7 protein-coding genes are annotated in these 13,625 nt (G+C 45.2%); all 7 read right to left on the bottom strand.

From position 1 onward, the window contains the following. Window positions 1–14: 14 nt before the first annotated feature. The gene (locus tag MHI14_RS02945; protein WP_341129859.1) at window positions 15–2,738 is read right to left on the bottom strand and encodes a stalk domain-containing protein; all 2,724 of its coding nucleotides are present in this window, start codon (window positions 2,736–2,738) and stop codon (window positions 15–17) included. Window positions 2,739–2,968: 230 nt separating this feature from the next. Further along, window positions 2,969–4,195, bottom strand: a complete 1,227-nt coding sequence (locus MHI14_RS02940) for a stalk domain-containing protein (protein ID WP_341129858.1) — start codon at window positions 4,193–4,195, stop codon at window positions 2,969–2,971. A gap of 116 nt (window positions 4,196–4,311) precedes the next feature. After that, window positions 4,312–8,133 (bottom strand): S-layer homology domain-containing protein, encoded by a 3,822-nt coding sequence (locus tag MHI14_RS02935; RefSeq protein WP_341129857.1) that lies wholly within the window; start codon window positions 8,131–8,133, stop codon window positions 4,312–4,314. 208 nt (window positions 8,134–8,341) lie between these two features. Beyond that, window positions 8,342–9,544 (bottom strand): methionine adenosyltransferase, encoded by a 1,203-nt coding sequence (metK, locus tag MHI14_RS02930; protein ID WP_315937583.1) that lies wholly within the window; start codon window positions 9,542–9,544, stop codon window positions 8,342–8,344. Between the two features lie 255 nt (window positions 9,545–9,799). Continuing rightward, window positions 9,800–10,072, bottom strand: coding sequence for an alpha/beta-type small acid-soluble spore protein (locus MHI14_RS02925; RefSeq protein WP_017691962.1), 273 nt, complete (start codon window positions 10,070–10,072; stop codon window positions 9,800–9,802). A 148-nt stretch (window positions 10,073–10,220) separates the two neighbouring features. Continuing rightward, window positions 10,221–10,814 carry a hypothetical protein gene (locus MHI14_RS02920; protein ID WP_339298311.1) on the bottom strand — a complete coding sequence of 198 codons (594 nt, stop codon included), beginning with the start codon at window positions 10,812–10,814 and terminating at the stop codon, window positions 10,221–10,223. Between the two features lie 135 nt (window positions 10,815–10,949). Then, window positions 10,950–13,601 (bottom strand): hypothetical protein, encoded by a 2,652-nt coding sequence (locus MHI14_RS02915; protein WP_341129856.1) that lies wholly within the window; start codon window positions 13,599–13,601, stop codon window positions 10,950–10,952. Window positions 13,602–13,625 lie beyond the last annotated feature (24 nt).

Below are 13,625 nucleotides of genomic sequence, written 5' to 3'. Positions count from 1 at the left end.
TATATCATACCATATCACGATGAGATGGTAACGGTCTTCGTTTTCTGTTCCCATTTTACAGTCAGACCAAGTTGCTCGGAAACGAGTCTAAGCGGGACTAAAGTCCTACCACCCGTTACGTATGGTGCAACAGTTGCGCTCTGTCTTTTACCATTCAGAATGAATTCTTTCTGCCCTACAACCAGATCAATCAGCTTGCCACCACGTAATACCGTGATCCGCTGATTTTTGCTATCCCAGCTTGCCTGGCCACCAAAAGCGTCCAAAACATGTTTGATTGGCACATACGTGGTACCATTTTTCAGGACCGGTGCTGCATCAATCGCTTTTTTCGTTCCATTCACCGTCATCGATTTCTGTCCAAGCACAAGCGAAGCTGTACCCGTAGGCAATCCAACTTCACTGGACTTGGAAGGCATCGTGAATGCGATATTGTCAAAAGCAACCGTACCTGATTTCGCACGCTCATCCTGACCTTCTTCCACGTTCACCACATAGACCCGCTTCAGCTTCGCCGGATAGGCGATGTTCAGTCCGTTCAGATCCACGCTCAGCTTCTTCCACCCGTTCCAGTCAATCGCCTTGGCAAGATCGGCATATACCGTTTTGCCATTGGCATCCGTGAATTCAGCACGCAGCCAGTTCAGGCTTTTATCTCCCATAACATCCATCGACATTGATGTAGCTGCAGCAGATACCTCTCTACCGGTAGAGCCATTCAGTTGTGCATAAGCGTACATTTTGCCTGTTCCAGCAGTCATATCATAACCGAGTTGCAGTACATTGGAGCCGGCTTTTTCACCAGTTCCTGCTGTAACGGTTGCCGTACCAGTTACACCCGCTGCGTTTGTCGTGAAGTTGATCGGATAATTCACGTTCTCGAAGTTCTCCCAGATCGTTTCGCTGGCAGAAGCCGAGAGGACTACGACTGTGCTATAACCATCATAACGACCAATCGCATATCCCACTTGTGCACCGGAATTGACAGAAGATACGGTTAATTGGTCAGCAGTAACTTTACCTTTGAATCCGATAAATTCCCATGTCAGCGAGTCTGCCGGAACCGTAACACTTTGTCCGCTCTTCGTCGTTGCCGTTACAGGAATGGACATCGTTGTGCCCGCTTTGAGCGAACCGAGACCTGATCCTGCTGTCAGGGAAGCCAATTCACTTCCACCCAGTACCGATACTTTAATGGAGGATGAAGCTCCATTGCTCGTTGCCGTCAACGTTGCTGTACCTGGCTTCACGCCTTTGATCGTGCCATTGCTGACACTCACGATGCCGTTGTTGCTGGACTTCCAGGACATGCTGATATCGCCTGTTGCAATCGGGTTGTAGTAGGTGTCATATCCTTTGGCTGTGTACTTACCCTCTTGTCCCACCAGCAACGTTTGGCTGCCACTCACAGCAAAGCCCTTCAGTTTACCTGCAGGAGCCGTAGAGAACACACCCAGCGTGTTTACGACCTGACGTTGCTCGGTGCCATACTCTGTGTTGAACGTCAGACCGGCGGTTTGCTCACCTAACGGACGGGTTACCATTGTTGTGGAGCCGCCTCCGTCCAGGTTCATGCCTTTCCATACACCCACACTGGTCATAAAGGATTGCAGTTCCGTCAGCGACATACCGCTACTGTTACTATTTTTCTCCGCTGCAATAATGTAGACATACCGACCATCCTGGGAGTATCCTACTGCCGTTCTTGCACGAATGCCACCAATGCCGGAAGATGCGATATCACGGGAGAAGGATGCTGCCTTTCCACCGTTCACCAAAATGGTGTGACCGCCAATCATCATTTCCAGATTACTTGGATCAACCGATTGCCCGGTTGTTTTGGCTTTCAGCTTGTAATCCGCATCCAGGGTTTGCCCAACGGAAAGATGGCTCATGATCCATGTCGCCGCTGTTCCATGCGCACGCAAAATGTACCCATCCTTCGGCACCGTCATGTTTAACGCTTTTTTATCCGAGATTTGGGTGACTACTCCGTTCTGCACGAGTACCTCTGTTGGCGTTGTGGAAGGATCATTTGGACGTTTGGTCGAGGTCCATGCCGGTGTATAAATATACATCGAGTTGGCATGACTATATTTCACCGCACCCGATTCTACCGTGTAATCCTCTTTATTTATCCCACGCAAAGCAAAGGTTGAACCATCCTGTGCCTTCACGGTTCCGTCAAAAGAATACTCGTCGATCATCGGCTTGCCATCCTTGGTCACCGTGAGAGCATACATGCCCGACAGTTCGGAAGGTGTGGAGACCAGTACGCCATCGGAGACCTGTCCACCAATGGGCGCGAGCTCCCCGGATACATTGAAGTAATCGCCATTCACAGCGGCTACTGCACCATTTTCCTTAGCCATGGCACCTGTGCTCTGTTTACTGTTCAGATTACCGCCCTTGCCTGTCATCACATCCAGCTTCACATACGGGTTCTGCAGATCTACCTGGATTACATCCGCAAGTACGTTGACCTTGGAACCGGAACGTGTTGTTGTATATCTGTATTTCATGAGCTTCGCACCCGAAGTCAGAATTTCTTCACTCAACTTGCTTGTATTCGTGGATGCCGCTGCGGCCACCGATTGCCACGAAGTGCCTGACCACATCTGCCCGCCTGCACTCATCACCGGTGCAATCCAGATCACACCTGCCAGCGTCACAATCGCCCATTTCTTCACCTTACTGCCCTTAACGTCTTCCAGCTGTTTCCCATGTTTCCCCAGCATGTCTGAAACGTCTCTCCCATCTTGTATATCAATCTTAGACATCACGAACACTGCCAATTAAGCAGCCGATAGCGAGATCTCTAGTATACTCTTCTATTAATAGACTGCTTTTTGTGAAAAAAGTTACGCCCCCAGCTAACTTTGAGGGGATTCTTGGCAAAAAGAAACCCATGTATGCAATTAGCTACTCATACATGGGAATTATCTGTATACTGATATTCGTTATATTTTCAATTTAACTCTGGGAAATGAATTTCGGGTAACATTCGATTGGGGTCCTCTTCGTTCTCACTAATGTCATGATCATAACTATAATTCCAGTGCCCATTGGCGTAATCGAGGTAGATCAGCGCCTCATATATAGAATGGTTCTGCTCTATGTTCTCTGAGATGTAGCTCCATTCCAAGGTTGCATGAACAACAGCTTGCTTCTCCCCAAGAAACACGACTCGTTCATTAGACATATGATACGTAGTGTCTCCATACTCAAAGGAAGCTCTTGTAATGTGGTCCCATGTTCTCCATTCATCAACTGCATTTGCGTTCATTCGTTCAATATCAAATGGTGAAGTATATTTATACGTTAAATCAAAGTCTTTCTGATTAAACGCACTATAATATTGCCTGAGGTCAGATAGGATATTTTGTTGCTTCTCATTAAAATTCTCTTTTATCGTATGTACAGATTTATCGATATCTTCTGGAAGCGTAGTAATACTGGAAAGATATCGATCCTGAAGAATCTTCCACTGATTGTTCTCCTTTATAACTCGAAATACGACCTCATGTTGATCATTTATTACCTGATTATTATGAATATAAGTAACGTACAATAATGCCTGGTTCGCAGATTCGTATGTAATGCTTGTTATAACAACATTGTAGATTCGATCAGGGATTTCTCTTTCTTGGGGTGCAATCTTACTATCCGTCAAATAAGATCTCTTCATATGGTCTGAAGCTAGTAGTTCTACAGTGAAAGCTCTATCATATGTTGTTATCAAATCAAGTATCTCTTTCTCTTGACCATACCCATACTGCACCATCCACGCCGTATTCGACTTTTTATCATACTTAACCGCATGCTTGGTTAACCAGGCGGCATAACGGATAGGTAAAAAGAATTTTCCATCAATCTGGATACCCGGCCTTTGTAATTCGTAGTAATCTCCCGATCCACTAATGTAACCATCATCCGGTAGAAAGATAAATTTTGATTTCCCGATCTTAACTGAAATCTCTCGATCTACCACTGAGTAATCCGCTTGGTACCCCATTAGTTGAATAAACTCTCGAAACGGAACATACACCGTTCCTGATTTTGTCATCAGTTTAATATTTGTTGGCTTTTCATTTACGTACAGTTGTATGGATTCTTTATTATCTTGAGCATACGCCAGTGATGGTATAGATATTAACCCCAGAACGAGGACAAAAACTAGTATTTTTTTAAGCAAATTTACACCCTCTATCCATGAAATTTATGACTTTATAATATAAAGAAGCGAAACCAACCAGTTGAACTTATTCCCCTGATCGATTTCGCTTCACTAAGATAAAGAGCTAATTACTATTACAGATATCCTAACTTATCCAGGACACGTTTCAACATTACTGCTGCCTGTGCACGAGTTGCATTTCCCTGAGGTTCAAATGTTCTGGTTGTCATGCCTTGAATAATTCCCTCCTGCACCGCTTTGGCAACAGAATCCTTGGACTGGATTTTGTTGCTGTCCTTGAACTTGGATAGAGTGGTAGCAGCCGAAGATTGAAGAGAGACTGTTTTCCCACCGTAGTTCATCGCACGTACCATCATAAGTGCCATCTGTTCACGCGTAATGGGGCGATCCGGCTTAAAGGTACCATCGGTATTTCCCGTAATGATTCCCGCTTCAGCTGCAGCACCGATATAGGCACTTGTCACACTACCACTACGAACATCCTGGAAACGACTTGCTGCGGTTGGTTCTCCATTCAGTCCAAGACCTCTAGCGACCAATTCAGCAAATTCTGCACGTGTAATGTTCTCATTCGGTCGGTAGAATGAACCACCCGGTGTGTTAATAATCCATTTGGCAGAGAGCTCCTTAATGACCTCACTAGCCCAGTGTGACGCCGTATCCGGATAACTAACGATGTTGTTAACAGGGACTACCGACTGATTGCCATTCAGCTGTCCTCGGACAACTACACCACCTGTCGTATTTTTAAAGGAACTAGGTACATTGGATAACCTAAACGTAACTGGATCGATATACGTAAATCCGGATGTTACACTTGGGGTATTGGCAGCCAATTGCATGGCCAGTTGGCTTTTGATATTCTGATCCACACGTTGATCGCTTGTTCCGTTACCGGCATACAAATATACGTCCGTATAGTTGCCAAGCTTCTGTGCTCCTGCACCTGCAATCAAGCCTTCCATCGTCCCCGATGAAGACACAGGTACCGTCTCTAACTGAACGTATAAGGATGGAACTGCTGCTCCTGTCGTTGTACTTGTGTTTGACGTTCCTACACTCCGACTCATAGCCGCCATATCTAAATTAGACAGTGGCACCGTCCAGAGAAGATCTCCATATTTCACACCAATAGAGCCTGTACGATAACTTGCAGCAATCTGAGTCAGTGCACTTAATGGGAATCCAACATACGCAGCCGATTCACTATCCGGTATCTCAAATACCACCGGCTGAGTCATTTTCCCATTTGCTCCAGCGTATTCAAAGGACTGAATCAACTTGGTTGCATCCACGTTGAATTGACGAGTAGGGCGGTTATAATGTGACATCGCAGATACAGCAGAACCCATAGTATTATTCATTACAAGTAAGGACTGACCATAGCTCGATGCATCCAATTCCGACAACCAGGAAGGACGATTTCCCGACTGATTATTGCTCGAACTATTATTCGTCTGTTGCAACGTAAGTGGACCAAATGCTGTTATCGTGACATTCGACGCATCCCGTAACGGCACAGCCCCAGGTACATAACTCACCGTTCCCGTCTGAGTAGCTGTCGATGTTACTGCTGAAGTATCCAATTTCAACGTTACCACAGAGCCAGAAGCTGAAGCAGACAATACGGTTGTCGTTGAATTACCAATCACTACACTGAACTGAGATGCTGTTAGTGCAGCCTGAGACTGGATTGAATCAAGGAAATTAATCTGAACCGTGTCTCCTTGAAGCGTAGCCGATAGGATTTTGCCATTTCCATATGTGTACGTCACTGGAGTCAGATTGAGATATCCTGCTGGGTTATTGTTCAGATCCGTTAATCGCAATGCTCCAGGTACATATGATAACGATATATTTTGTGTATCTTTCACCGCTGAAGCCAGCGTTAACGTGACCAGATCATTTTCAATCTCGGAATCATTAACGAAGACTGGCTTACCATCGACCAGAACAGAATATTGGCTGTTGAGCGGTTTATTCGTCGTGGTCAGTGGTTCATTGTAACGTACCCATAACTTGTTACCACTCACCTCAGCACTCTTAAACTCAGGTGGTTTGGTATCAATTGAATTGCGGACATAGAAGCCGCTGAATCCAGCAAGTGCCTGTCCACGTGTATCTTTTACAGGCCATGAACCTGGCGTGTATGCAACCCGAACGACTTCACCATCCGTAATGGATCGACTAAGATTCAATGTCACCACAGAGCTACCATTGATCGATATGCTATTGATGCCTACAGCATACTGATCCGCAGTTACACTGAATTGTCTTGCTGCATCACTTGAAGTGACATATACCGTCTCAGGGTAGTACAACGTAATTGTACTGTAATACACGTTCCCTTCTCGCGGCTTGGACATGACAGAGTCTAAACCGTTCTCCACATCTCGTGTGCCAAAAGCAGCCGCAGCATTGGAAGATTGATCTGTAAGACGATTACCTGTAGTACCGGGTGCATATGCGATCCGCACAACCTGTCCTACCGCTACACCCGTATCCAAGACAACATATACACTGTCACCTGAAATATAAGTGGAACTAACGTTTCGCTTCTCTCCATTCACGGTAACGGTATAACTGCTGCTCAGTGGACTGATGCTGCTAAGCCACTTGTCGTACGTTAGACGAATCGTGTTGTTACTGTGCATCTTGGCACTCTTAATTACAGGTAATGTTGTATCTCTGCTTAAGGTTTTGAAAGCCCACGATGTAGACCCATTCAAACCTGCGAAAGTATTACCTGCTTGATCACGAAACGTATTGGCAGGAATATCGACAACATAATTCGTATTATTCTCTAATGTGCTTGTTGGCGTAATAATCAGTTGTCTGTTGTTCGAACTAAAGGTTGTCGTCGAACCAACGGTTGCTCCATTTGCTTTCTTGAGAATGGCTTGACCTGGGAAGCTACGGTCCAGTTCCTTGTTGAACGTCACCGTTAGATTGCCCGACAAAGGCGCATTCGTGGTGCCATTGGTAGGAGACAACGTGGACACCGTCAGGGAAGTTGGGTCCGACTGCACATTGAATCCCCAATCCATGCCGCTGATTCCACGGATGTCATTTCCCTGCTGATCTCGCAAAAAACCTTCAGGTATTACAATGTAATATGTACTATTATTATTAAAATTTTTCACAGGATCAATCGTAATCGTCTGAGTTCCTAATCCTGAAATACGGGATGATCCATTAGACGTGATTGGAATTGCTTCAAATGCAGTTCCTGTTACGCTCCCTTGATAAATCTGAAGCGTGCCTGCTCCAGCAACAACCGGTAGACTAAACGACATTGTCAGATGATCCGAAGGCTTCACCTGAACTGCTGCGTTCTGGGGTCTCTTGCCTGTAACTGCCGGCAAGCCTATATTTTGAGTACTAAACGTCCACGCTTTGTTCAATAATCCTGGAAATAAAGTAAGATTCTCACCATCTGTGTAAGCAAATGCATTTGTATCAATTTGAACGTAATAGGTTCCACCTGGAATAATATTCCCTTTTGGGATTTGGATGCTTACAAATTTCCCTTCAGGTGGTGGTGAAGCTGTATCTTCTCCTGTAGACGGTTCGGTATCGTTCACAGGTACAGAAGGATTCGTGATTGGCCCTGTGCTTTCAATCGTTACCAGTTCACTGGATACGTCTACAGAAACAACCTCAGAATCATCGTTGACACGTTTAATGGATATCTTACTTTCCGGACCGATTACTTTTGAAACGGGTCTCGCAAATTCAATACGTAAAGGCGATGATCCATCGACGTTTTTGCCGTTCACCGCAGGAACTGTATTTACTATTCCGTTTGCAGTTAACTCACCTCCAGCATATGCTCTTTGATCCATTCCTCTCCAACCCGTAAGCCAACCTTGAGCTATTAGCATGACGATCAAGAGTCCAAGTATGCCTTTTCTTGCAATTCTCTTCAATTTCACTGATCTTCCCCCTTATCTGAATTTCTTCTCTTGTCTGATGAACAGACCTCATTATGTATTTCGGTTAGAGAAGGGATTTCATTTAGTTATTTGGGGATTTATTCCATAATTTTTCCTTTGTCCATGACAAGCAGTGAAATCGATGGAAGCACAAAAAAGCCCTTAATTCCTTATCGGAATCAAGGGCTTCATTACTATTGCACCTAACTTATAGACCTGCTTGAGTTTTCAAAAGGTCTACTTTGTCCACTTGTTCCCAAGGTACATCCAGATCTGTACGGCCGAAGTGACCGTATGCAGCAGTTTGTTTGTAGATTGGGCGACGCAGATCCAGCATACGAATGATGCCAGCCGGACGAAGATCGAAGTTGTTACGCACAAGCTCAACCAATTTCTCGTCGCTGACTTTGCCAGTTCCGTATGTATCCACGTTGATCGATACCGGGTTGGCTACACCAATCGCGTAAGCGAGCTGGATTTCCACTTTGTCTGCAAGTCCTGCAGCTACAAGGTTTTTCGCTACGTAACGAGCCGCATATGCTGCGGAACGGTCTACTTTTGTTGGATCTTTACCAGAGAACGCACCACCGCCGTGACGTGCATAACCGCCGTAGGTATCTACGATGATTTTACGTCCAGTGAGGCCTGCATCTCCCTGAGGTCCGCCAATAACGAAACGTCCTGTTGGGTTAATGAAATATTTAGTCTGCTCATCCAGCAATTCAGCTGGAACGACAGGCAAGATTACATGTTCTTTGATGTCTTTTTGGATCTGCTCCAGCGTAGTCTCTTCAGCGTGCTGAGTAGACACAACGATTGTATCCACACGTACCGGCTTGTCACCGTCGTATTCAATCGTTACTTGCGTTTTACCATCCGGACGAAGATATTCCAATGTACCGTTCTTACGCACTTCCGCCAGACGGCGTGCGATACGGTGTGACAGAGCGATTGGCAAAGGCATAAGTTCTGGTGTTTCGTTCGTTGCAAAACCGAACATCAGACCTTGGTCACCTGCACCAATGTTTTCTGTTTCACGAGCGACTTGTTCCGGGTCACGGTTCTCGAGCGCTGCGTTAACGCCTTGGGCAATATCAGCGGACTGCTCATTCAGAGAAGTCAGAACTGCACAAGTGTTATAATCAAAACCGAACTTGGCACGTGTATAGCCAATATCCTTAATTGTATTACGAACGATGGACGGAATGTCCACGTATTCAGAAGCTGAACTGATTTCACCGATGACAAGCACTAAGCCTGTGGCTACGGAAACTTCGCAAGCTACACGAGCATTGGGGTCGTTTGCGAGAAACGCGTCCAATACGGCGTCTGAGATCTGATCGCAGATTTTATCCGGATGTCCTTCAGTTACAGACTCCGATGTAAATAGATGCCGGCCTTTAACAGACATGAAGTTTCAACCTCCCATAACTAGTAGTATGGCGATTGCCCGAACAAAACATGACAGCGATTCGTTCACTGTACCCTCGAAGCTTTCCAAAAAGGAATAAGGACGCGGAGTCCGCAGTACCGAAGATAAGGATTTTTCAGGTAATTGCCTCAAACGAAAATCAACCTTTCCCTAGTGGAAAAGGTTGCATACCTCAAATGCCATCTTAACGTATTTGTCAAGACGTGTCAAACGAATTGGGGGAAGGAAAAAGCCTTATAAGTGCTGCTCTGCCTGACGAATTAGCCTTTTGGTGATCTCTCCACCAACCGATCCATTCTCGCGGGAAGTCAGATGTCCCCACCCTTTGTATTGCCCATAAGAATGATCACTTACTTCACCCAGTTCAGATCCAAATTCTGTATCCGCACCAGCTAAACCTCTGCCACCATAACCCACATTGAGACCAAACTCTGCAGCAATCTCATACTTCATCTGATCCAGCATTTGACGACTTTCGGGTACCACTTTACGATTGCTTCTAGCCATGGTTCCTGCACCTCCATTAATTGATTGTCAACAGTTATAGAGTGAGCAGGAACAAGGCCGGCTAGCCGTATTAATGTTTGTTAGAACTGGGTAATCTGAGCAAATGAAATGTATAACTAATGAATAATTCCTTTAACAGCTACAAATCCTATTTCAGAGTATATCCACCACGAACCATTACAGTTAAGCTGTATTTGTTTCCTTCCAATACCGTGATCCCCCGTCCATCCCTTGGAAAAGAGAGCAGGTGATTGGTCGGCGCTGCCTGTCCATTCGTCAGGTCAATCCCGTCCGTCAGATCAGCTACACCATTCGTACCTTCACTGACGATCACAGCTTTACCGCTACGTACAATGAACTCCGCGCCAGACTTACCGATCAGCTGTTGACCCGGCTTCACCGTTACGATCTCAACAGCATCAGAAGCACCTGACACCAGTGGAGGAAGCGAAGTGTCTCCACCTGTGCTACCGGAGTTCCCGGTTCCTGTAGAGCCGGTGTTGTTACCATTTCCTGCATTGCTGTCTGTTCCCGTATTGGTACTACCGTTTCCTGTCGGGATCTTACCGCCCAAAGCTTGTTGAATCTGCTGATCTACATAACTCTTTGTTACAACCGGATCATCCGCTGTTCCTGGCTGGCTTGTACCTGCACCGATGGCTGTATTACTGTATACCGACCCAACCCACACGCCAACACCAATGGCCAGCGCAGCGAGGGATACTTTCATATAAGGTTTCATGTGAATCATTTTCCTCCTCTGGTAATCTATTAACTTTAACTATAGAGAATAAATAGATATGAGACAAGCAAAACCTCGCTTCCGCAGATGTGGAAGCGAGGTCTTAGCTTTAGTATATCTTAATTCTCGTTCAGATTACCGATTATTATTGGGATTATTAGAACCCTCTTCCGGGAACTCCGGGATGATCGGTTCTTCTTTAGGCAGTTTGGATACATCGTAACTATAGCCTTGTTCTGCAAGACGAATTCGTTGACCTTCGAAAACATCATACAAGGCTACGCGATATGAGCCACCACGTATTTTATCAAATACCGTATCATCAATACTCCAGTTCAGCGTCTGGTTAATGCCTGTTTTCAGATCAGTTCCTGGTGTGATCTCTTTATCAAACACTTTACCTGACCCATCGGTTAGAGACAGAATCAGCTTGTGTCCATACTCTCCACTATCCACAGCTTCCTCCTGTGTTAAAGAGTAGATCATCTCGATCTGTACTGCCGTTCCACCTGTAAGGTAAGCTTTAATATTGCTACCCGAGAATTTGAACGGATACAAGTCGATATCATTCAGAGAAGATAGAACAGATAATGACTTCGGTTGTACTTCAAATGACATGGCATTAACATAAGCCGTTGCATCACCTTCACCGGTGACAAACTTGTTATCAGCAACCCCTTCACCTACAATCAGACGCATATCAGATAATGTTTTTACACTCTTCGGCACTTTGGCCCAGAACGTAACGATACTCTTCTGACCTGGTCCTGGTACACGGTTTGCCTGCTTAGCTGTTGCTTTGTAGTATTGACCATCTGCTGTTTTGTAGTATCCTACCAACTTCGCAAGGCCACTCTGACGCAGAGACTTATTCGTCATCTCGAATTCAGTGTATACAATATCGGACGAAGATCCCGGATACACATATGTTCTGCGTATGCCCAGCTCTGTTTCTTTATCTGCAGTTCCTTGAGTATAGGTTTTCCCTTCGCCTACATAAGAGAGGGGCTGAATTAAACCGGACGTACTAAGAGTAATCCAATCGTTCTTTTCTTCCTCACTTACTTTCTCCTGCAAAGTTAATTCCAGACGGCTCATATTGAGTTCGGATGGAATCTTCGTCAAGAGATAAGCTTCGGTGACCATGCCAGAACCAAGCAACTTGCCCCCTTGCGCGCTAATCAGCTTCGTATCTCCATCAATACGTGCAGAATCGATTGTAAACATTGCTTCCAACTCAGGCAATTGAACCGTTTTGGCCGATGCATTGCGGATGGTGACCTTGGCAGCAATAATATCACTGTCTGTCCATGGGAGCCGTTGCAAGGAGCCTACAGATACACCGAATGTACCTTTACTATTCTTAATTACCGTTTCCGTTGTAAGTCCATCTCCACTTGTTACGGATTCAGGAATAGCATAGATGCCAACCGGATAGGAGAACTCAAAGCCACTCGCGCCTCCGCCAGACGTATCCCCTTCTTTGCTCTCATCTTTGGTTATAGGTGTCATCGCATATAATTTGATTTTGCTGGTATCCCCATTCCCTTGGATCGTAGAGTTCAGCTTGATCGTTTTGGTTGCACCTGGCTTCAACTTCAGATCATCCAGTGCCTTCGTCTCGATCGGATAGGAAGTACCATCTTCTGTACGGATCTCTAATGCGTATTTAGGAACCTTAACTTCTTTTTTCCCTTGGTTCTTAATGACCCACTGCATCGTTAGATCGAACTCTCCATCCTCACCACGGACACGAGCAGATTCCAATAGAGTCGATACAGGTTGTCCATCAATCGAGATAATGTTCGGTTGATTCGCTACTACGTTTACATTCGTTTGGCTAGCTTCAGGAAGCTGTAGTGCTGCCACTGGCAGAGCAGTCTTTTCTTCACCTTGTTCTTCCACAAGAAGTAATTCAGACTTTTCTAGTTTCAATGCTGTAGGCAAAGAAGCCATTAAATTTAACGTTTTGTTGGCCTGTGCCTGAATACTGACACCTGTACTATCCTTATCCGGAGTCAACGGATAATTCGTACCTCCCGGTGTACGTAGAATCCACTTGATGTTTGGATTATCCAACAACTTGTAACTGATATTATTCAGGTTTACGCCGACTTTGACGTATTGTTTCTTATTCTCACCTGGATACACTTTAATACCCGAGACTTTAACCTTGACGGCTGAATCACTCAGACGAACCGTCTTGGTTTTGCCTACAGGTGTAGTGATGCTATATGATGCGGGAACGTTGAATTTTCCCAACGTGCTTTCATAATTTGGTTTACTGAAATCCCATTTTACAATCAGGAAGTTCAGATCACTTAATTTCACTTCACGTCCAACCTTCATGACATAAGTGAGCTCCACCGTAGAACCCGGAGATACCGTCTTTTTCTCCTGATCCTTAGCGATCAGTTTCGGAGAGAAGCTTGTTCCGCCTTTTGTTTTCACTTTGCTCCAATAATCGAGCATCATCATCGGTGTACTGTCATTATTTTTATACGTCAGTGTATACGTCACCGTATTCCCGTCGTCTTGAGACAAGATATTGACGTCGGTTAGCTTCACGGTACTCCGTGCAGTTACTTTGACCGCAGGCACCTTAGCCAGGGTATGTACGACTTTATTCGTGGGTGTAGACTGTTGCTTCTTTGTTGTTGAGCTGTTATTTGTAGCAGGTATACCTGAGTTAGCTGGTGTATTTGCAGCAGCAGCTACTAAACCTCCACTTGAACTGATGAATAATATACTAGTTATCACAGTCGTTATGACCTTTTTATGATCCACTTCCAAACCTCCCATAAGTTGCTT

Source organism: Paenibacillus sp. FSL K6-2393 (assembly GCF_038002545.1).
Lineage (GTDB): Bacteria > Bacillota > Bacilli > Paenibacillales > Paenibacillaceae > Paenibacillus.
Note: the sequence above shows the minus strand (reverse complement) of the source record. Positions and strands in the feature narration are given on the sequence as shown.